18 protein-coding genes are annotated in these 22,291 nt (G+C 52.5%); 6 read left to right on the top strand and 12 right to left on the bottom strand.

What is annotated here, in order from left to right; all coding sequences use genetic code 11:
* Positions 1 to 40: 40 nt before the first annotated feature.
* Positions 41 to 982 carry an electron transfer flavoprotein subunit alpha/FixB family protein gene (locus tag FEK42_RS19650; protein WP_135491897.1) on the bottom strand — a complete coding sequence of 314 codons (942 nt, stop codon included), beginning with the start codon at positions 980 to 982 and terminating at the stop codon, positions 41 to 43.
* 14 nt (positions 983 to 996) lie between these two features.
* Positions 997 to 1,767, bottom strand: coding sequence for an electron transfer flavoprotein FixA (locus FEK42_RS19645; protein WP_135491896.1), 771 nt, complete (start codon positions 1,765 to 1,767; stop codon positions 997 to 999).
* A 472-nt stretch (positions 1,768 to 2,239) separates the two neighbouring features.
* Here FEK42_RS19645 and caiT point away from each other — a divergent pair, with 472 nt between their 5' ends.
* The 6 genes from caiT (at position 2,240) to caiE (ending at position 9,389) form a co-directional block, all read left to right on the top strand.
* Entirely contained in the window at positions 2,240 to 3,754 is a 1,515-nt protein-coding gene (caiT, locus tag FEK42_RS19640; RefSeq protein ID WP_130221654.1) for an L-carnitine/gamma-butyrobetaine antiporter, read from the top strand.
* Between the two features lie 30 nt (positions 3,755 to 3,784).
* Positions 3,785 to 4,927 (top strand): crotonobetainyl-CoA dehydrogenase, encoded by a 1,143-nt coding sequence (gene caiA / locus FEK42_RS19635; RefSeq protein WP_130217474.1) that lies wholly within the window; start codon positions 3,785 to 3,787, stop codon positions 4,925 to 4,927.
* 127 nt (positions 4,928 to 5,054) lie between these two features.
* Complete coding sequence (gene caiB, locus FEK42_RS19630; protein WP_130204851.1) at positions 5,055 to 6,272, top strand: L-carnitine CoA-transferase; 1,218 nt, start codon at positions 5,055 to 5,057, stop codon at positions 6,270 to 6,272.
* 72 nt (positions 6,273 to 6,344) lie between these two features.
* The gene (gene caiC / locus FEK42_RS19625; RefSeq protein WP_135491940.1) at positions 6,345 to 7,898 is read left to right on the top strand and encodes a crotonobetaine/carnitine-CoA ligase; all 1,554 of its coding nucleotides are present in this window, start codon (positions 6,345 to 6,347) and stop codon (positions 7,896 to 7,898) included.
* A 109-nt stretch (positions 7,899 to 8,007) separates the two neighbouring features.
* The gene (caiD, locus tag FEK42_RS19620; RefSeq protein WP_135491895.1) at positions 8,008 to 8,793 is read left to right on the top strand and encodes a crotonobetainyl-CoA hydratase; all 786 of its coding nucleotides are present in this window, start codon (positions 8,008 to 8,010) and stop codon (positions 8,791 to 8,793) included.
* A gap of 5 nt (positions 8,794 to 8,798) precedes the next feature.
* Positions 8,799 to 9,389: a carnitine operon protein CaiE gene (caiE, locus tag FEK42_RS19615; RefSeq protein ID WP_131161266.1), complete on the top strand. Its 591-nt coding sequence runs from the start codon at positions 8,799 to 8,801 to the stop codon at positions 9,387 to 9,389.
* 208 nt (positions 9,390 to 9,597) lie between these two features.
* Here caiE and caiF read toward each other — a convergent pair whose 3' ends face one another.
* The 10 genes from caiF to ileS all read right to left on the bottom strand — a co-directional run bounded on the left by caiF (position 9,598) and on the right by ileS (position 22,276).
* On the bottom strand, positions 9,598 to 9,993 hold the full coding sequence (gene caiF, locus FEK42_RS19610) for a carnitine metabolism transcriptional regulator CaiF (protein WP_135491894.1): 396 nt from the start codon (positions 9,991 to 9,993) through the stop codon (positions 9,598 to 9,600).
* 259 nt (positions 9,994 to 10,252) lie between these two features.
* A complete protein-coding gene (carB, locus tag FEK42_RS19605; protein ID WP_130204843.1) occupies positions 10,253 to 13,474 on the bottom strand; it encodes a carbamoyl-phosphate synthase large subunit in 3,222 nt (1,073 codons plus the stop codon).
* 17 nt (positions 13,475 to 13,491) lie between these two features.
* Positions 13,492 to 14,640, bottom strand: coding sequence for a glutamine-hydrolyzing carbamoyl-phosphate synthase small subunit (gene carA, locus FEK42_RS19600; RefSeq protein WP_000597260.1), 1,149 nt, complete (start codon positions 14,638 to 14,640; stop codon positions 13,492 to 13,494).
* A gap of 455 nt (positions 14,641 to 15,095) precedes the next feature.
* On the bottom strand, positions 15,096 to 15,917 hold the full coding sequence (dapB, locus tag FEK42_RS19595) for a 4-hydroxy-tetrahydrodipicolinate reductase (protein ID WP_130259610.1): 822 nt from the start codon (positions 15,915 to 15,917) through the stop codon (positions 15,096 to 15,098).
* 160 nt (positions 15,918 to 16,077) lie between these two features.
* Complete coding sequence (locus FEK42_RS19590) at positions 16,078 to 16,443, bottom strand: DUF805 domain-containing protein (protein ID WP_130204839.1); 366 nt, start codon at positions 16,441 to 16,443, stop codon at positions 16,078 to 16,080.
* 22 nt (positions 16,444 to 16,465) lie between these two features.
* Positions 16,466 to 17,380, bottom strand: a complete 915-nt coding sequence (gene rihC / locus FEK42_RS19585) for a ribonucleoside hydrolase RihC (RefSeq protein ID WP_135490764.1) — start codon at positions 17,378 to 17,380, stop codon at positions 16,466 to 16,468.
* Between the two features lie 65 nt (positions 17,381 to 17,445).
* Complete coding sequence (gene ispH, locus FEK42_RS19580; RefSeq protein WP_001166395.1) at positions 17,446 to 18,396, bottom strand: 4-hydroxy-3-methylbut-2-enyl diphosphate reductase; 951 nt, start codon at positions 18,394 to 18,396, stop codon at positions 17,446 to 17,448.
* A gap of 1 nt (position 18,397) precedes the next feature.
* Positions 18,398 to 18,847 (bottom strand): FKBP-type peptidyl-prolyl cis-trans isomerase, encoded by a 450-nt coding sequence (gene fkpB, locus FEK42_RS19575; protein WP_000004655.1) that lies wholly within the window; start codon positions 18,845 to 18,847, stop codon positions 18,398 to 18,400.
* 106 nt (positions 18,848 to 18,953) lie between these two features.
* On the bottom strand, positions 18,954 to 19,448 hold the full coding sequence (gene lspA, locus FEK42_RS19570) for a signal peptidase II (RefSeq protein ID WP_000083385.1): 495 nt from the start codon (positions 19,446 to 19,448) through the stop codon (positions 18,954 to 18,956).
* On the bottom strand, positions 19,448 to 22,276 hold the full coding sequence (gene ileS / locus FEK42_RS19565; protein ID WP_135491893.1) for an isoleucine--tRNA ligase: 2,829 nt from the start codon (positions 22,274 to 22,276) through the stop codon (positions 19,448 to 19,450). The genes lspA and ileS overlap by 1 nt, the downstream gene beginning before the upstream one ends.
* Positions 22,277 to 22,291: the final 15 nt, after the last annotated feature.

The following is a 22,291-nucleotide window of genomic DNA, read 5'->3' as shown; positions in this document are numbered from 1 at the left end:
TGTCAGCGGCAGGGCCGAAATGCAGCCCTGCCAGAGTGGATCAACGCGCTAAAGCTGCGGTCAGCGCCGGAAGGATCTTCACGGCGTCGCCAACAATGCCGTAATCCGCATACTGGAAGATCGGCGCATTTTTATCTTTATTGATGGCGAAAATGGTTTGCGACGCGTTAGCGCCAACCATGTGCTGGATCTGCCCGGAGATCCCCACCGCCAGATACAGTTCAGGTTTCAGCATCAGGTTGGAGATACCGACATAGCGTTCGTGCTCCATCCATTTTTCGTTTTCCGCCACCGGACGAGAACAGGCCAGCTCCGCACCTATCGCCTTGCAAAGCTGTTCTGCCAGCGCAATGTTCTCTTTGCTGCCAATACCGCGACCGACGCTGACCACCAGGCGGGCTTTGTCGAGATCGACGCTGTTGCTCTGGCGCGCCTGGGTTGCCGTGCGGGTAATCGCCACAGCCGGAGCCTGCCACTCCACAGTGTGCGTTTCGCCAGTACGTGACGCGTCTGGCTGAGCCGCATCAAACGTGCCGCTGCTGATGGTCAGTACCGCATACGGCGTGGCAATGCGTTCTTCGCCAATTGCCAGGCCGCCGTAAACCATGTGTTTCACCGTCGCTTTACCGTCCTGTACGCTGACGGTGCTGGCATCGTTAGAAACTGCCGCTTTGAGGCGATAACCCAGTTTTGCCGCCAGTAATTTGCCGCGACGGGTGTTTGGCAGCAGTACCAGGCCGTCTGCGCCGTGCTGGCGAATAGTGTCAGCCATGACACTGGCGTAATCTTCGATCATCCGATCGTCCGGTTTGCCGCTTAATTTCCAGACATGATTAGCGCCGAGCTGGATTGCCTGTACGCCATCGGCATCATTGAGAACAAAGGCATTGATTTGATTAGCTAAAGCCTGCGCACCGTTCATCAGTTCCGGCAGACGTGAAGGGGTATCGCTGAATACCCAGACTTGAGAAAACGTGTTCATAGCATCCCCTGTAATTAAATGACTTTGCGAAGATTTTCAGCAAATGCGGCGATCTGTTCTTCGCCGTCGCCTTCAATCACGATGCGCTGACGCTCGCGCTGTTTCGGCGCGGCAACCTGTTGTTCAGACCACGCAACCTCCGCGTTAAAACCGATATCCGCCGCCGACCACACCTGGACTGGCTTTTTCGCCGCGCCGAGAATGGATTTCATCGAAGGAATTTGTGGGGAGTTGATATCAGTGGAAACAGCAATAACCGCAGGCAGCGGAATGCTTAACGTTTCTGTTTCATCTTCCAGTTCGCGCTCAACGGTGAGGGTATCTGCCGTCAGGGAGATAATTTTGCTGACGCCGTTAACTGCCGGAATATTGAGGATTTCGCCCACCAGCAGACCAACCTGCTGGGCATAAAGGTCGGAAGAACCGTCGCCGCACAGGATCAGATCAAAGCCAGCTTTCTGTGCCGCGGCAGCCAATGCAGCCGCCGTTTGTTGCGGCAGTGCCTGCTCGAACTGGTCATCAATCACCACAATCAGTTCATCCGGGCCGCGCGATAGCACATCTTTACGCCCTTTGGCGTTGGTCAGGGCTTTACCGCCCACACTTAAGGCCGTCACCTGCGCCTCTGCCGCCTGCTGTTTTAACTGGCAAGCCGCTTCAATAGCGTTCAAATCGTATTGGCTTATTTTCGCATCGGCTTTACTGAAGTCTAACGAACCATCAGCATTATTGACCGCAATATCCTGTTCATCAGGCACGCACTTATAGCAAGTAATAATCTTCATTGCATCTCCAGAAATCATGAAGGAAACGTCGTTCATATCGGTGGTGTTAATTACAGATAGCACGTCCTTTAATTCGGGAATAAAACTTTAATCACCAATATTGAAAATGTCACACGCAGATAAATCCAACTTTCAATATTGTTAAGCTCCTCACCAATATTGAAAACATGGCGTAGCAAAGAGAAATTTTCAATATTGTTTTATGGATCACCAATATTGAAAGTCAGATGCTATTTTTTTACTCACAATCAAATCCATCACATTGATTAATAATGGATATTTACACAAAGACACTCTGTTTTTACCCGATGAAAAACTGTGATTTACATCACAGAATGCAGCCAATTGAATACCCATTATGAGTTAGCCATTAACGCGTCCACGAGGTTAATAATAATTATATTAAATGTTAACAAAAATAAAACAAACGGGAACGCAAAATAAATATTCGTTTTCACAGTGGAATTAACTCATGACAAAAGAAAAGAGTAAAACGGGAATAGAACCGAAGGTGTTCTTTCCGCCATTAATAATCGTTGGCATACTTTGTTGGCTTACCGTAAGGGATCTGGATGCGGCGAATGTCGTTATTAATGCTGTATTCAGTTACGTCACCAATGTATGGGGATGGGCATTTGAATGGTATATGGTGGTGATGCTTTTCGGCTGGTTCTGGCTGGTGTTTGGCCCGTATGCCAAAAAGCGTTTAGGTAACGAACCACCAGAATTTAGTACCGCCAGTTGGATCTTTATGATGTTCGCCTCCTGTACGTCAGCCGCCGTACTGTTCTGGGGATCGATTGAGATCTACTACTACATCTCCACACCGCCATTTGCTTTAGCGCCAAACTCTACTGGCGCGAAAGAACTGGGGCTGGCCTACAGTTTGTTCCACTGGGGACCGCTACCGTGGGCCACTTACAGCTTCCTTTCCGTCGCCTTCGCGTACTTCTTCTTTGTCCGCAAAATGGATGTGATTCGCCCCAGCTCCACTCTGGTGCCGCTGGTCGGTGAAAAACATGCCAAAGGCTTGTTTGGCACTATCGTCGATAACTTCTATCTGGTGGCGCTGATCTTCGCAATGGGCACCAGTCTGGGTCTTGCCACGCCGCTGGTGACCGAGTGTATGCAGTATCTGTTTGGTATTCCGCATACCCTGCAACTGGACGCCATTATCATTACCTGCTGGATCATCCTCAACGCTATCTGCGTCGCCTGTGGTCTGCAAAAAGGGGTAAAAATCGCCAGCGATGTGCGCAGCTATCTGAGTTTCCTGATGCTTGGCTGGGTATTCATCGTCAGCGGCGCCAGCTTCATCATGAACTACTTCACCGACTCGGTGGGGATGTTGCTGATGTATCTGCCGCGCATGTTGTTCTATACCGATGCCGTTGGCAAAGGCGGCTTCCCGCAGGGCTGGACCGTGTTCTACTGGGCATGGTGGGTAATTTATGCCATCCAGATGAGTATCTTCCTGGCGCGTATTTCCCGTGGTCGTACCGTGCGTGAACTGTGCTTCGGTATGGTGATGGGGCTGACAGCATCCACCTGGATCCTGTGGACCGTACTCGGTAGTAACACTCTGCTGTTGATGGATAAAAACATCATCAACATTCCAAACCTGATCGAACAGTATGGTGTGGCGCGCGCCATCATCGAAACCTGGGCCGCTCTGCCGCTCAGCACTGCCACCATGTGGGGCTTCTTCATTCTCTGCTTTATTGCCACCGTTACCCTGATTAACGCCTGCTCTTACACCCTGGCGATGTCCACTTGCCGCGAAGTACGCGATGGCGAAGAGCCGCCGCTGCTGGTGCGTATCGGCTGGTCAGTGTTGGTTGGTGTTATCGGCATTGTTCTGCTGGCGCTCGGCGGCCTGAAACCGATTCAAACCGCCATCATCGCCGGAGGATGCCCGCTGTTCTTCGTCAACATTATGGTGACGCTCTCCTTTATTAAAGACGCGAAACAGAACTGGAAAGATTAATTAACCCCCAAAATATCAAGAGGTTGAAAGATGGATTTTAATTTAAATGATGAGCAGGAACTGTTTGTCGCCGGTATCCGCGAACTGATGGCCAGCGAAAACTGGGAGGCCTATTTTGCCGAGTGCGACCGTGACAGCGTCTACCCGGAACGTTTTGTCAAAGCACTGGCGGATATGGATATCGACAGCCTGCTGATCCCGGAAGAGCACGGTGGTCTGGATGCGGGGTTTGTTACCCTCGCCGCCGTGTGGATGGAACTGGGTCGTTTGGGGGCGCCAACCTACGTGCTGTACCAGTTGCCAGGCGGATTTAACACCATCCTGCGTGAAGGCACACAAGAGCAGATCGACAAGATTATGGCGTTTCGTGGTACCGGTAAGCAGATGTGGAACTCAGCGATTACCGAACCAGGAGCTGGCTCTGACGTGGGTAGCCTGAAAACGACTTATACCCGTAGAGATGGTAAGATTTATCTTAATGGTAGTAAGTGTTTTATTACCAGCAGCGCCTACACCCCGTACATCGTGGTGATGGCGCGCGACGGGGCTTCTCCGGACAAACCTGTCTACACCGAATGGTTTGTCGATATGAGCAAACCGGGCATCAAAGTGACCAAACTTGAGAAGCTCGGTCTGCGTATGGATAGCTGCTGTGAAATCACCTTTGACGATGTGGAACTGGACGAGAAAGACATGTTCGGTCGGGAAGGTAACGGCTTTAACCGCGTCAAAGAAGAGTTCGACCATGAACGTTTCCTGGTAGCCCTGACCAACTACGGTACGGCGATGTGCGCCTTTGAAGATGCGGCGCGCTACGCCAACCAGCGCGTGCAATTTGGCGAGGCGATTGGTCGTTTCCAGTTGATTCAGGAAAAATTCGCCCACATGGCGATCAAATTAAACTCCATGAAAAACATGCTGTATGAAGCAGCGTGGAAAGCAGACAACGGCACCATCACCTCTGGTGATGCAGCGATGTGCAAATACTTCTGCGCTAATGCGGCATTTGAAGTGGTGGATAGCGCAATGCAGGTGCTGGGCGGTGTCGGGATTGCGGGCAACCACCGCATCAGCCGCTTCTGGCGTGACCTGCGTGTAGACCGCGTCTCCGGGGGATCTGACGAAATGCAGATCCTGACGCTGGGTCGTGCGGTGCTGAAGCAATACCGCTAAGTCCGTGCACTGCCTGATGCGACGCAGATGCGTTTTATCAGGTCTACGGAAGCACGAATGTAGGCCGGATAAGGCGTTTACGCCGCATCCGGCAGTCATGCGCTACACAATTTTTCAGGAGCTAATAATGGATCATCTACCCATGCCGAAATTCGGGCCGCTGGCCGGATTGCGCGTTGTCTTCTCCGGTATCGAAATCGCCGGGCCGTTCGCCGGGCAAATGTTCGCAGAATGGGGGGCGGAAGTTATCTGGATCGAGAACGTCGCCTGGGCCGACACCATTCGCGTTCAACCTAACTACCCGCAGCTCTCCCGCCGCAATTTACACGCGCTGTCGTTAAATATTTTCAAAGATGAAGGCCGCGAAGCGTTTCTGAAATTAATGGAAACCACCGATATCTTCATCGAAGCCAGTAAAGGTCCGGCCTTTGCCCGTCGTGGCATTACCGATGAAGTCCTGTGGCAGCACAACCCGAAACTGGTTATCGCTCACCTGTCCGGTTTTGGTCAGTACGGCACCGAGGAGTACACCAATCTTCCGGCCTATAACACCATCGCCCAGGCGTTTAGTGGTTATCTGATTCAGAACGGTGATGTTGACCAGCCAATGCCTGCCTTCCCGTATACCGCCGATTACTTTTCTGGCCTGACAGCCACCACGGCGGCGCTGGCAGCACTGCATAAAGTGCGTGAAACCGGTAAAGGCGAAAGTATCGACATCGCCATGTATGAAGTGATGCTGCGTATGGGCCAGTACTTCATGATGGATTACTTCAACGGCGGCGAAATGTGCCCGCGCATGACCAAAGGTAAGGATCCCTACTACGCCGGTTGCGGTCTGTACAAATGCGCCGACGGCTACATTGTGATGGAACTGGTGGGCATTACTCAGATTGCAGAATGCTTTAAAGATATTGGCCTCGCACATCTGCTCGGCACGCCGGAAATCCCGGAAGGCACCCAGCTTATCCACCGTATCGAATGCCCTTACGGACCACTGGTAGAAGAGAAACTCGATGCCTGGCTGGCGGCGCACACCATCGCGGAAGTTAAAGAACGCTTTGCTGAACTGAATATCGCCTGCGCCAAAGTGCTGACCGTACCGGAACTGGAAAGCAATCCACAGTATGTGGCTCGTGAATCCATCACCCAGTGGCAAACGATGGATGGTCGCACCTGCAAAGGGCCAAACGTGATGCCGAAATTCAAAAATAACCCAGGCCAAATCTGGCGCGGAATGCCATCACATGGCATGGATACGGCTGCCATTTTGAAAACTATCGGCTACAGCGAAAACGACATTCAGGAGTTGGTCAGCAAAGGTCTGGCCAAAGTTGAGGACTAAACGCGTGGCGCCAGTCGGCTTGCCTGACTAGCGCCCGCCCAATAACAAACGAACAAAATGGATAGAGGTGCAATGGATATCATTGGCGGACAACATCTACGTCAAATGTGGGACGATCTGGCGGACGTTTACGGTCATAAAACGGCGCTGATTTGTGAATCCAGCGGCGGAGTCGTTAACCGGTATAGTTATCTTGAGTTAAATCAGGAGATTAACCGCACGGCAAACCTGTTTTATACGCTGGGGATTCGCAAAGGCGACAAAGTTGCTCTACATCTCGACAACTGCCCGGAATTTATTTTTTGCTGGTTCGGGCTGGCAAAAATTGGCGCAATTATGGTGCCGATTAACGCCCGCCTGTTGCGCGAAGAAAGCGTGTGGATCCTGCAAAATAGCCAGGCGTGCCTACTGGTGACCAGTGAGCAATTCTATCCTATGTATCAACAGATTCAGCAGGAAGGTGCCACGCAGTTGCGGCACATTTGCCTGACAGATGTGGCGCTTCCCGCTGATGATGGTGTGAGTTCGTTTACTCAACTGAAAAATCAACAACCTGCCACCTTGTGCTATGCACCGCCGCTAACGACCGACGATACGGCGGAAATTCTCTTTACCTCCGGTACCACTTCCCGACCGAAAGGGGTGGTGATTACCCATTACAACCTGCGCTTCGCTGGATATTACTCTGCCTGGCAGTGCGCACTGCGTGACGATGACGTCTACCTGACGGTAATGCCTGCGTTTCATATCGATTGCCAGTGTACTGCGGCGATGGCGGCGTTTTCTGCCGGAGCCACCTTTGTGCTGGTCGAGAAATACAGCGCCCGCGCCTTCTGGGGACAGGTACAGAAGTATCGCGCCACCGTTACCGAATGTATTCCGATGATGATCCGTACGTTGATGGTGCGACCGCCTTCAGCGAGCGATCAGCAACACCATCTGCGGGAAGTAATGTTTTATCTCAACCTGTCGGAGCAGGAAAAAGATGCGTTTTGTGAACGCTTCGGCGTTCGCTTGCTGACCTCTTATGGGATGACGGAAACCATTGTTGGCATTATCGGCGATCGCCCTGGCGATAAACGACGCTGGCCGTCGATTGGTCGGGCGGGGTTTTGCTACGAAGCGGAGATTCGCGACGATCACAATCGTCCGCTCCCGGCTGGTGAGATCGGTGAAATCTGCATTAAAGGCGTACCGGGAAAAACCATCTTCAAAGAGTACTTTCTCAACCCGCAAGCCACTGCGAAAGTGCTGGAAGCCGATGGCTGGCTGCATACCGGCGATACCGGATACCGCGACGAAGAGGGCTTTTTTTATTTCGTCGATCGCCGCTGCAATATGATCAAACGCGGTGGGGAGAATGTCTCTTGCGTAGAGCTGGAAAATATTATCGCCGCGCACCCGAAAATTCAGGACATCGTGGTTGTTGGTATTAAAGATTCGATTCGCGATGAAGCCATCAAAGCGTTTGTGGTGCTGAATGAAGGTGAAATATTGAGCGAAGAGGAATTCTTCAACTTCTGCGAACAGAATATGGCGAAATTTAAAGTGCCCTCTTATCTGGAGATCAGAAAAGATCTGCCACGTAATTGCTCGGGGAAAATAATCAGAAAGGCGCTGAAATAAACACTACAGCAGGGTACTACTCTGTCTGGTAATAATCACGTTCAACAATAATATGCATTTTTTTGCAGGGCCGTTGTCGTCCCTGAAAAAGCAAAAATGGAGAAAAGGAATGAGTGAATCATTACATCTGACCCGCAACGGATCAATTCTGGAAATTACCCTAGATCGCCCAAAAGCGAATGCTATTGATGCGAAAACCAGCTTTGAAATGGGCGAAGTATTTCTAAATTTCCGTGACGATCCGCAATTACGTGTCGCCATTATTACCGGTGCCGGAGAGAAATTCTTTTCCGCAGGCTGGGATTTAAAAGCAGCAGCAGAAGGCGAAGCACCGGATGCTGACTTTGGTCCGGGTGGTTTTGCGGGCTTAACCGAAATGTTCAATCTGGATAAACCGGTCATCGCAGCCGTGAACGGCTACGCCTTTGGCGGCGGCTTTGAACTGGCGCTGGCGGCAGATTTTATTGTTTGTGCCGATAACGCCAGCTTCGCCCTGCCGGAAGCCAAACTGGGCATCGTTCCTGACAGCGGCGGTGTGCTGCGTCTGCCGAAGATCCTGCCGCCTGCCATCGTCAATGAAATGGTGATGACCGGCAGAAGAATGGGCGCAGAAGAGGCGCTGCGTTGGGGGATAGTCAACCGCGTAGTTAGCCAGACGGAACTGATGGATAACGCCCGCGAACTGGCGCAGCAACTGGTTGACAGCGCCCCGCTGGCGATTGCGGCGCTGAAAGAGATCTACCGCACCACCAGCGAAATGCCAGTAGAAGAAGCGTATCGCTATATTCGCAGCGGCGTGTTGAAACACTACCCATCAGTTCTGCATTCGGAAGATGCCCTTGAAGGGCCGCTGGCGTTTGCCGAGAAGCGCGATCCGGTGTGGAAAGGACGTTAACAACCGTGAGCTATTACGCCTTTGAGGGGTTAATTCCGGTGGTTCACCCGACGGCGTTTGTCCATCCCAGTGCAGTATTGATTGGCGATGTGATTGTGGGGGCCGGAGTCTACATCGGCCCCCTCGCCTCGCTGCGTGGTGACTACGGGCGTTTGATCGTGCAAGCGGGAGCCAATATTCAGGATGGCTGCATTATGCATGGCTACTGCGACACTGACACCATCGTTGGAGAAAACGGCCATATCGGGCACGGCGCGATCCTGCATGGTTGTGTGATTGGTCGCGATGCATTGGTCGGGATGAACAGCGTGATTATGGATGGCGCGGTCATTGGCGAAGAGAGCATTGTTGCCGCCATGAGTTTTGTCAAAGCAGGCTTTAGCGGCGAGAAACGCCAGTTGTTGATGGGTACGCCAGCCCGCGCTGTACGCAGTGTGAGTGACGACGAGTTACACTGGAAGCGGTTAAATACCAAAGAATATCATGATCTTGTCGGGCGTTGTCATGCATCGTTACATGAAACGCAGCCGTTGAGGCAAATGGAGGAAAATCGCCCCCGTTTGCAGGGGACGACGGATGTGACGCCGAAACGGTAACATCGTCAGATGCGGCATAAACGCCTTATCCAACCCGGCAGGAAAGCACCCGTAGGCCGGATAAGATGCGCCAGCATCGCATCCGGCAATAGCTGTCGGATGCGGCATAAACGCCTTATCCAACCCGGCTGGAGGGCACCCGTAGGCCGGATAAGATGCGCCAGCATCGCATCCGGCGACCAGGTCGCACGGTATCAACGAAATGACATTAACGACGCATACTCTTTGACAACATCATCTGCCACTTCTGCTCGCGGTTAAGTTCCGTGAGCGGAACGGTAGGAATACGTGGCGTCTTTCTTACGCCGACTAATTTATCCCGGCTGTTATTGCGCAGGCGCGCGTAAATTTGCTCATCGATATCGACCACTTTTACCAGTCGCTGGCACTGGCATCCCCGCCCTTCCAGCTTATTAGGGATCATCTTAACTTCGCAGCTTATTTCTGCGACTTCCGACAGAATATAAGTCAGGGTATTAACCGCCTTGCTGTGTTCAATATCGAAATGAATAGAGATCTCTCTTGCTATCACCCACCGGTTTTCAGCCATCATCCATTCGGCGATTAACAAATAGAGTGGTTTTTCAACACATCCTTCACACATACGAACTCCAGTTTCACAAATTAAAAGACTGGCTATGACTCGTTTTGCAGCAATTAAACAAGGCCATATTAAAATTGTGGATATATCGATAGTATGCAACCTAACGAAGGATTAGTGTGAGCAAAATCCTGCTTACGCCATCAAAAATATGAATTCCAACAAAGTTTTGTCTTACAGATAAAAAAACGGTCCTCTTTCGAGAACCGTATTAGTTATTCGATCAAATTGGCGAATAAAACATATCCGCCATCACACGCTATTATTTGATCTGTGCGTGCATTTCCTGCACCGAAATAACTTTTTCGGTCGCATCGGCATTCAGCGCCATCGCGGTGGCGAAACCGCCGTTCAGGGTGGTGTCGTAATGCACTTTATATTGCAGCGCACTGCGACGGATCACGCGGGAGTCTTCAATCGCGCGACGACCTGAGGTGGTGTTGATGATGTAGGTATATTCGCCATTCTTGATACGGTCCTGAATATGCGGACGACCTTCATGCACCTTGTTCACCAGACGCGGATTAATGCCTGCTTCGCCCAGCACAATCGCCGTGCCGTGGGTTGCATCCAGCTCGAAGCCCTGTTTCAGCAGTTTTGCCGCCAGGTCCACCACGCGTTCTTTGTCGCCTTCACGCACGGAGAGCAGCGCACGGCCCTGTTTCTTCATGGTGGAGTTACTGCCCAGCTGCGCTTTGGCGAACGCTTCAGCGAAGGTGCGACCCACGCCCATCACTTCCCCGGTGGAGCGCATTTCTGGCCCTAACAGCGGGTCAACGCCCGGGAATTTGTTGAACGGCAGCACCACTTCTTTCACCGAGTAGTACGGCGGGATAACTTCTTTAGTCACGCCCTGCTCAGCCAGCGATTTGCCTGCCATCACGCGCGCCGCCACTTTTGCCAGCGGCACGCCGGTGGCTTTGGAGACGAACGGAACGGTACGCGCCGCACGCGGGTTAACTTCAATCAGGTAGACTTCGTTGTTTTTCACCGCAAACTGCACGTTCATCAGGCCGCGCACCTGCAATTCGAAGGCCAGTTTCTGCACCTGCTGGCGCATCACATCCTGAATTTCCTGACTTAAGGTGTACGCAGGCAGAGAACATGCGGAGTCACCGGAGTGCACGCCCGCCTGCTCGATGTGCTCCATAATGCCGCCAATCAGCACCATTTCGCCGTCGCAGATGGCATCCACGTCAACTTCAACCGCATCATCAAGGAAGTGATCCAGCAACACTGGCGCATCGTTAGACACGCTGACCGCCGTCTGGAAGTAGCGACGCAGGTCAGCTTCGTCATAGACGATTTCCATCGCCCGACCGCCGAGAACGTAAGACGGGCGCACCACCAGCGGGTAGCCAATCTCTTTTGCCTTCTCAACCGCCATTTCAATAGCGGTAACGGTGGCGTTCGCCGGTTGTTTCAGTTTCAGACGGTCAACCGCATGCTGGAAGCGTTCACGGTCTTCCGCACGGTCGATAGCATCCGGGCTGGTACCAATAACCGGTACGCCAGCGGCTTCCAGCGCGCGCGCCAGTTTCAGCGGGGTCTGACCACCGTACTGGACGATAACGCCTTTCGGCTTCTCGATACGCACGATTTCCAGTACATCTTCCAGGGTTACCGGCTCGAAGTATAGACGGTCGGAGGTGTCGTAGTCGGTGGAGACGGTTTCCGGGTTACAGTTAACCATAATGGTTTCGTAACCGTCTTCACGCAGCGCCAGCGAGGCGTGCACGCAGCAGTAGTCGAATTCGATACCCTGACCGATACGGTTCGGGCCGCCGCCAAGCACCATGATTTTTTCACGGTCGGTAGACGGATTCGATTCGCACTCTTCTTCATAAGTGGAGTACATATAAGCGGTGTCGGTGGCAAATTCTGCCGCACAGGTATCCACGCGCTTATAAACCGGGTGCAGATCATACTGGTCGCGCAGCTTGCGGATTTCCGCTTCGCGAACGCCCGCCAGTTTAGCCAGACGCGCATCGGCAAAGCCTTTGCGTTTCAGCTGGCGCAGGAAGTCAGCGTTCAGGCCAGTGATGCCCACTTCTGCGACTTTCTCTTCCAGACGCACCAGCTCTTCAATCTGTACCAGGAACCAGCGGTCAATGTTGGTCAGGTTGAAGACGCCGTCCACAGACAGGCCCGCACGGAAAGCATCGGCGATGTACCAGATACGCTCTGCGCCTGCATCTTTCAGTTCGCGACGGATTTTGGTTAACGCTTCCGGGTCATCCAGGCTCACTTTCGGGTCAAAGCCAGTTGCGCCGACTTCCAGGCCGCGCAGCGCTTTTTGCAGGGATTCCTGCTGCGTGCGACCAATCGCCATCACTTCGCCAACCGATTTCATCTGAGTGGTCAGACGGTCGTTCGCACCAGCGAATTTCTCGAAGTTGAAGCGAGGAATTTTAGTCACCACGTAGTCGATGGACGGCTCAAAGGAGGCCGGAGTACGTCCGCCTGTGATGTCGTTCATCAGTTCGTCGAGGGTGTAACCCACCGCCAGTTTCGCTGCCACTTTGGCAATCGGGAAACCAGTGGCTTTCGACGCCAGCGCCGAAGAACGGGACACGCGCGGGTTCATTTCGATAACAATCAGGCGACCGTTTTTCGGGTTCACCGCAAACTGGACGTTGGAACCACCGGTTTCAACACCGATTTCACGCAGCACTGCCATCGAGGCGTTACGCATGATTTGATATTCTTTGTCGGTCAGCGTTTGCGCTGGCGCGACAGTGATGGAGTCACCGGTGTGGATGCCCATTGCATCGAAGTTTTCGATAGAGCAGACGATGATGCAGTTGTCGTTTTTATCACGCACCACTTCCATCTCGTACTCTTTCCAGCCAATCAGCGACTCATCAATCAGCAGCTCTTTGGTCGGGGAGAGATCCAGACCGCGGGCGCAGATTTCTTCAAACTCTTCGCGGTTATAAGCGATACCGCCACCGCTACCGCCCATGGTAAAGGATGGGCGAATAATGCACGGGAAGCCCACGTCAGCGGCAACCGCCAGCGCTTCTTCCATCGTGTGTGCAATACCGGAACGCGCAGTTTCCAGACCGATTTTCTTCATCGCTACGTCGAAACGGCGGCGGTCTTCTGCTTTATCAATCGCATCGGCGGTAGCACCAATCATGGTGACACCGAACTCTTCCAGCACACCCTGACGCTCCAGCTCCAGCGCGCAGTTCAACGCCGTCTGACCGCCCATCGTTGGCAGCACTGCGTCCGGGCGCTCTTTTTCAATAATCTTGCGTACCACTTCCCAGTGAATCGGCTCGATGTAGGTCGCATCAGCCATTTCCGGGTCGGTCATGATGGTCGCCGGGTTGGAGTTCACCAGAATAACGCGGTAACCCTCTTCGCGCAGGGCTTTACATGCTTGCGCGCCAGAGTAGTCAAACTCACACGCCTGACCGATAACAATCGGGCCCGCACCCAGAATCAGGATACTTTTTATATCTGTACGTTTTGGCATGACTCTTTTACTCCTGATTACTTAGCGGTTTTACGGTACTGCTCAATTAACTCGATAAAGTGGTCGAACAACGGCGCTGCGTCGTGCGGACCAGGGCTAGCTTCAGGGTGACCCTGGAAGCTGAACGCCGGTTTATCGGTGCGATGAATCCCCTGTAACGTACCGTCGAACAGGGATTTATGTGTAACACGCAGGTTTGCAGGTAATGTTGCTTCATCCACCGCAAAACCGTGGTTCTGGGCGGTGATCATCACCACGTTTTTCTCCACATCTTTCACCGGATGGTTGCCGCCGTGGTGACCAAATTTCATTTTGACAGTCTTCGCACCGCTCGCCAGCGCCAGCAACTGATGGCCGAGGCAGATGCCGAATACCGGAATATCGGTTTCGAGGAATTTCTGGATGGCAGTAATAGCGTAATCGCACGGGGCCGGGTCGCCAGGACCGTTGGAGAGGAAGATGCCGTCTGGATTCATTTTCAGCACATCTTCCGCAGAAGTTTGCGCCGGAACGATGGTCAGGCGGCAGCCTCTGTCCACCAGCATCCGCAGGATGTTGCGCTTGGCACCGAAATCGTAGGCCACGACGTGGAACGGCAGCTCGTCTTCTTTTTTCGCTTCTGGCAGGCCGCCGGTCAGCGTCCAGCTCCCTTGTGTCCAGCTATAGGCTTCTGCGGTAGTCACTTCTTTTGCCAGATCCATGCCGTTCAGACCTGGGAACGCGCGGGCTTTTTCTAACGCCAGCGCCGCATCCGGGTTATCGCCTGCGATAATGCAGCCATTCTGTGCGCCTTTCTCGCGCAGTAAACGCGTCAGCTTACGGGTATCGATATCGGCAATCGCCACGATGTTATGGCGCTTCAGGTAAGAAGAGAGGTCTTCGGTATTACGGAAGTTGCTGGCAATCAGCGGCAGGTCGCGAATCACCAGACCTTGTGCATGTACCTGAGAAGATTCTTCATCGGCGTCATTAGTGCCGACATTGCCAATATGGGGATAAGTAAGAGTAACGATTTGACGAGAATAGGAAGGATCAGTGAGGATTTCTTGATAACCGGTCATTGAAGTATTGAAAACGACTTCCCCAACCGCCGAACCTGTTGCCCCTATGGCCCGACCGTGAAACTGGGTTCCGTCTTCCAGAACCAATAGCGCTGACTTAATCAAAACACCCTCCAGAGAATATTCACTCACTTTATTTGCATATTAATTCACAATGATGACGCAAATCAATGCAAATCTGCTTACCGACGAATTTCTGGCAAACGGCGGCATTCTGGAGATATGGGCGCTAAAAGTCAACTCAATCGCGGTATTTATTATATGATTTTATGCGTCATGCATATTTTTATGGCATTAAGCGACAAAAAGATCACCTAACGTAGTCAGGAAAACGCTTGCACAGCGAGAAGAATGTAAAAACAAAATTCACTCGGAAAAAAGTGGACCAGATGGTCAAAATTTACATTAAAACAACAAAAATCACAGACAAAACTTTATATTTTTAGCAATTTGTATCAACAATTAATAAAAAACCACAAAATAAAAGGGCTAAAAATTAAAGCCCTTTACAATCAATAAATTAGATATGTTACTTTTGCATCAATACAAATGTTTTGTGGTTATAATCTATTGAGATCCAGCACATCTCGCATATCAAAAAGACCATTTTCCTTGCCATTTAGCCACAATGCCGATCTTACCGCACCGTTAGCAAATGTCATGCGGCTGGACGCCTTATGGGTAATCTCCAGACGTTCGCCGATATCGGCAAACATGGCGGTATGTTCACCCACAATGTCACCCGCACGTACAGTGGCAAAACCAATGGTGCCAGGAACACGTTCACCAGTATGGCCTTCACGACTGTAGACCGCGCAATCTTTCAGGTCTTTGTCCAGTGCATGAGCAATCGCCTCCCCCATCGCCAGCGCAGTGCCTGACGGCGCATCGACTTTATGTCTATGATGTGCTTCGATAATTTCAATATCGGTGTAGTCACCCATTACCTGAGTGGCTTTCTCCAGCAGCTTAAGCATGACGTTAACGCCAACGCTAAAATTGGCGGCAAAGACAATCGCAATATCTGTGGCAGCGTCACGAATCGCTTGTTTGCCAGCGTCATCAAAACCCGTTGTACCAATCACCATCCCTTTACCATGCTGGCGACAAAAAGCGAGATGGTTCAGCGTACCTTCCGGACGGGTAAAATCGATAAACACATCAAAATCATCTTTTACCGCGTCGAGGCTGCTTTGCACGGTAACGCCTGTTTTTCCGACTCCGGCCAGTTCACCAGCGTCGCTGCCCAGTAAAGAAGATCCTTCGCGCTCCAGCGCCGCGCCCAGCTGCACGCCTTCTAATGCCAGCGCCGCCTGAATCAACTGGCGGCCCATACGCCCCCCGGCTCCCGCGATGGCAACGCGGATGTTTGCATTATGCATAGCTATTCTCTTTTGTTAATTTGCATAGACCGTTTTCAGAGTAACCAGCGCATCGCTACGCCGCCAGCCAAAAACGCTGATAATTAGAAATTAATGATAAACAGGGAGGGATATCAGTGAAAGGCATGACGCAGAAAGTGATGCGTCATACCATCTGTCATTATGCCTGGTCTTGTGACTTTGACGGCAGGCAGCAAAGTATAAGCAGAATTACGCCCGTAACAGGGATCAACACGACAATAATGACCCACCACCCTGGATATCCGATATCGTGCATCCTTCTGACGGCTAGCGCCATCGCCGGTACGGCAAAAATCAACGTTAAAATAAATGATGCGGGCAGCGCAAAAAAAATGAAAACACCATAGTCATTGTTCATTGTTTCCGCAAACCACCAGCATAAAAGCGGTAGCAGACAGATAACGACACTACCGATCATAAATGACCAGAACTCAAAACGGGTGGCGACACCTTCATAATTAAAGATGTTTTTCCACCCTTCCAAATACGCTTCTCCATACGTCATAGAACACTTCCTTGTTTTCTGATTAGTTCGCCAGGGCCAGCACTTCCGCCACCCACTGCTGAAAGCCTTTCACATCCAGATCCAGCGCCACCTGCACGTTTGCAGGTTTACTCAGGCAACCATCAATATCAACAACCGTAGTACCTGAGGTAAATTCGCCCTGCGTTTCCACTGCCACAAAACACGGCTTGAGAGTGAATAAGTCCGGGCGCACCAGCCAGGCGATAGCGCAGAGATCGTGCATACGCAGGCCGCTTTGCATACTGCCGCTACGGTAGTGACTAAACAAGGCGTGCAGCATTTTTCCGGTACGATTCAACTCCGGCAATGTAGCAAGATAATCAGGAGCTAACACCGCCTGATTGGTGACATCCAGACCGCACATGACGATTTCGATGCCGCTACGGAAGACGCACGCAGCCGCTTCTGGATCGGCAGCGATATTAAACTCGGCGTTTGGTGTGCAGTTGCCGCGTCCGGCAGAACCACCCATGATCACCAGACGGCAAATATGCGGTTTGCATTCCGGGCATTGTGAAAGTAACAGCGCAATATTGGTTAACGGGCCGATGGCTACCAGAGTAACAGGCTCAGGCGCACGCAGCAGGGCATCACGAATCGCCAGAAACGCGGGTTTGTCCAGTGGGCTTCTGTTGTGCTCGACAAAGTCGTAGCCAGCCATTCCCGATTCACCGTGCACAGATGCTGCATTACGCGGTGCGCGTACCAGCGGCACGGCAGCTCCCTGGGCAAGCGGAATCTCCGCATTCCAGAAATGCAGCAGTTGCAGGGCGTTGCGGGTAGTTTTCTCAACCGAGACATTACCTGCGACGGTGGTCATCAGTTGCAGGTCGAGTTCGGGGGCAAAAATCGCGGCGGCAATGGCGACGGCATCGTCAATGCCGGGGTCTGTATCGAGGAAAATGGGTAAGCGCATGTTTTCTCCATAAAAAATGCCGGTAACAAGACCGGCATTTTCGCATAACTTAGGCTGCTAATGACTTAATCGACTTCACGAATATCGACACGCAGCTCTTTCGGCACTTCGAAAACAATGTTTTCTTCACGGCCTTCCAGCGGAATGGCTTCACCACCGCCCAGCTGTTGCAAACGTGCCACCACATTCTGCACCAGAATATCCGGAGCCGATGCGCCCGCAGTCACGCCGACGCATTTAACCTCTTTCACCCACTCTTCCTGGATATCTTTCGCATCGTCAATCAAAAACGCGCGTTTGCCCATCCGCTGAGCCAGCTCCGCCAGACGGTTGGAGTTGGAGGAGTTTTTCGAACCGACCACCAACACCACTTCTGCCTGCTCTGCCAGGGCGCGTACCGCTTCCTGACGGTTGGTGGTGGCGTAGCAGATATCATCTTTGCGCGGCCCGACAATTTTCGGGAAGCGTTTACGCAGCGCGTCGATGACATCAGACGTGTCATCCACCGATAGCGTGGTCTGGGTCATAAAGGAGAGTTTCTCTTCGTTTTTGACCGTCAGTTTCCACACGTCGTCCGGCGACTCGACCAGATACATTCCCCCTTCCGGGTTACTGTACTGGCCCATCGTACCTTCCACTTCCGGATGCCCGGCGTGGCCGATGAGAATCGACTCTTCGCCACGACGGCTGGCGCGCGCGACTTCCATATGCACTTTGGTCACCAGCGGACAGGTCGCGTCAAATACCGTCAAATCGCGACTTTTCGCTTCGTTGCGGACTGCCTGAGAAACACCGTGTGCGGAAAAAATCAGGATCGCGCCGTCCGGCACTTCGCTGATCTGCTCAATAAAGATAGCCCCACGCTCGCGCAGGCTATCGACCACGTAGCGGTTATGTACCACTTCGTGACGGACATATATCGGTGCGCCGTAAATGGCCAGCGCGTTTTCAACAATGCTGATAGCGCGGTCTACCCCGGCACAAAAACCACGCGGGTTGGCCAACAGGATCTGCATGTTACGCCTCCAGTGCCGGATCGATTTCCAGCACTTCAATATCAAAATGAACGGTCTGCCCGGCCAGCGGATGGTTGAAATCAACGGTAATGGAGTCACCGTTAATTTCGCGGATCACGCCAGGCATCTCACTGCCATCCATTGCGGTAAAAAGCATGATTGCGCCAATTTCTGGCTCGCCTGCATCCATAAACTCACGGCGGGAGAAGTACTGAATCAGGTCCGGTGACGGCACGCCAAACGCCGCATCTGGCTCCAGCGAGAAGGTGGTTTTATCGCCCACTTTCAGCCCCAGCAGATGTTGCTCCAGCCCTTCGGAAAGAGAAGCATCACCCAGGCGGAATAGCGCCGGTTTACCGTTGTTGCGGGTAGACTCGGCGGTGGTGCCATCGTCGAGTTTTAGCGTGAAGTGCACCAGGACGGCGCTATTGCTCTGTACAGATTCAGACATGCAGGTTTGCTCTTATATTTTGAGGATTTTTGCCGGATGCGCCTACGATTTCGCAGCAATCTGTAGGCCGGATAAGATGCGTTAGCATCGCATCCGGCAGGGTTTATTATTGTTTTTTCGCTTTAGAAGGCAAAAAACCTTCCAGCACAATCAGTGCCGCACCGACACAAATGGCAGTATCGGCAAGGTTGAAGGTGGCGAAGTGCCAGTCGCCGACGTAGAAGTCGATCATATCGACAACGAAGCCATGCCACAGGCGGTCGAACAGATTGCCCAGCGCGCCGCCAATAATCAGCGCGTAAGCGATATTGTTTAGCTTTTGCGTGGCCTTCGAGCGATACATCATCACCACCAGGGTAACGCTAATACCAATTGCTATACCGGCAAAGAACCAACGCTGCCAGCCGCCGCTATCGGCAAGGAAACTAAACGCCGCGCCATAGTTACGCGCATAATGCAGATTAAGCGACGGGAACAGCGGGACCGTATCCCCCAGAGCAAAGTTCTGGAGGATCAGGTATTTGCTGCCCAGATCGATAATCAGCACGACTACCACCAGCCACAGCCAGCGTAGCCCTGTTGAACAGATCGATTGACTCATCAGGCAAACTTACGTTTTTCACCGTCACCGGCGACGTTGCTGACACAGCGGCCGCAGATTTCTGCGTGTTCCGCCACCTTGCCGACATCCTGGGTGTAGTGCCAGCAGCGTGGGCACTTCTCACCTTCGGCACGAGTTACAACTGCCTGAACGGTTGTATTACCAGGGTTATACTGGATATTTTCATCATTGATACCGCCAGCCTCATCAGAAATGACGAATTGAGACGTAATGAAAATGAATCTCGCCTCTTCGCCCAGACGTTTTAGCTTCGCAATAGTCCCCAGATCATCGTCAGCATATTTCAGCGTAACTTTAGCTTCCAGATTAGACTTGATGCCATTCGCCTTCTGATTTTCCAGTTCTTTGTTTACCTGATCTTTGATGTAACGAACATCGTCCCAGAAGGAATCATTAAATTCCTCATCATCTGCCAGGCCAAACAGACCTTCGTACCACTCGCCGGTGAAGACGTATTTTTCACGCTCGCCCGGCAGGTAGCCCCACACTTCATCAGCGGTGAAGGAGAGGATGGGTGCCATCCAGCGAACCAGCGCTTCTGCGATGTGATACAGCGCAGTCTGGCAGCTACGACGCGCCACACTGTCCGCTTTGGCGGTGTACTGACGGTCTTTGATGATGTCGAGGTAGAAGGAACCCATCTCAACGGAACAGAAGCGCATCAGACGCTGTACCACTTCGTGGAAATCGTATGCTTCGTACGCCTTGAGGATGTCTTCCTGTGCCGCTTTCGCACAACCTACGGCCCAGCGATCCAGTACCACCATCTCTTCCGGTTTCACCATATCTTTTGCCGGATCAAAACCATTGAGGTTTGCCAGCAGGAAGCGTGCGGTGTTACGGATACGACGATAGCTGTCGGCAGCACGTTTCAGGATCTCGTCAGAAACGGCCATTTCACCGGTGTAGTCGGTAGATGCCACCCACAGACGCAGAATATCCGCGCCCAGTTTGTTCATCACATCCTGCGGCGAAACGGTGTTGCCGATGGATTTAGACATCTTGCGACCCTGACCATCCACGGTAAAGCCGTGGGTCAGTACCTGACGATACGGCGCTTTGCCCTTCATCGCGGTAGAGATCATCAGAGAGGACATGAACCAGCCGCGGTGTTGGTCAGAACCTTCCAGATACATATCCGCTGCGTGACCAGCAAATTCAGGACGCACGTCAACAACGGAAGAGTGGGTAGATCCGGAGTCAAACCATACGTCGAGAGTATCCGGCACTTTCACATACTGGTCAGCTTCGTCGCCGAGAATCTCTTTCGCATCGAGATCCCACCACGCCTGGATGCCATCAACTTCAACGCGTTTTGCCACTTCTTCTATCAGTTCAAGGGTACGCGGATGCAGTTCTTCCGTGTCTTTATGCACGAACAGTGACATCGGTACGCCCCAGGTGCGCTGACGGGAGATACACCAGTCAGGACGGTTAGCGACCATCGACTCGATACGCGCCTGGCCCCAATCCGGGATCCACTGCACGCCTTTGATCTCTTTCAGCGACTGCGCGCGCAAACCTTCTTTGTCCATGCTGACGAACCACTGCGGTGTCGCGCGGAAGATGATCGGCGTTTTGTGACGCCAGCAGCACGGATAGCTGTGCTGCATTTTCTCAACGTGCAGCAGCGCGCCTTTTTCCTGCAGCAGCGCAACGACGATGTCGTTCGCTTTGAAGACATTCACGCCATCCAGCGTCGGGTAAGTACCCGGCAGATAAGTGCCGTCCGGGCCAACCGGGTTAGCGGTTTCCAGACCGTATTTCTGGCCAATCACATAGTCGTCCGGACCGTGGCCAGGCGCGGTGTGAACGGCACCGGTACCAGCATCCAGGGTAACGTGATCGCCGAGGATTGCCGGAACGTCGAAACCCATAAACGGATGGGTAAAGCGCAGCAGCTCAAGCTCCGCACCTTTTACCGTGCCGAGAATGGTGTAATCGGTCACGCCGATACGCTGCATTACGCTTTCAACCAGATCTTTCGCCAGAATCACGGCCTGACCGTCGATCTGCACCAGCGCATAGTCGAAATCCGGTGCAATAGAGATTGCGCGGTTTGCAGGCAGAGTCCACGGCGTGGTGGTCCAGATTACCAGCGAGATTGGGCCGTTAACGTTGCTGACGCCAAATTTTGCTTTCAGCGCATCCTGATCGACCGCCTGGAAAGCGACGTCGATGGACGGAGACGTTTTGTCATAATACTCAACTTCCGCTTCTGCCAGTGCAGAACGGCAGTCAACGCACCAGTGCACTGGCTTCGCGCCTTTGTGCAGGTGACCGTTGCCGATGATTTTGCCCAGCGCGCGGATGATGTTGGCTTCAGTTTTGAAGTCCATGGTCAGGTACGGGTGCGACCAGTCGCCCAGCACGCCCAGACGGATAAAGTCTTTGCGCTGACCGTCAACCTGGGTAGCTGCGTATTCGCGGCACTTGGCGCGGAACTCGGCAGCAGTGAATTTCTCACCCGGCTTACCGTATTCTTGCTCTACTTTCAGCTCGATCGGCAGACCGTGGCAGTCCCAGCCAGGCACATACGGCGAGTCATAACCGGAAAGTCCTTTGGACTTCACGATAATGTCTTTCAGAATCTTGTTAACCGAGTGACCAATATGAATGCTGCCATTCGCATAAGGAGGGCCATCATGCAGAATGAAGGTTTTTTTGCCTTTTTTAGCCGCACGAATGATGCCGTACAGGTCATCATCAGTCCAACGCGCCAGCATTCCCGGTTCGCGTTTGGCGAGATCGCCACGCATCGGGAACCCTGTTTCCGGCAAATTCAGGGTTGATTTATAGTCACTCATCAGATTCTCGGTTCC

The organism is Escherichia sp. E2748 (assembly GCF_005781125.1).
Lineage (GTDB): Bacteria > Pseudomonadota > Gammaproteobacteria > Enterobacterales > Enterobacteriaceae > Escherichia.
The sequence above is the reverse complement of the archived record's forward strand: the minus strand, read 5'-3'. Positions and strand labels throughout refer to the sequence as shown.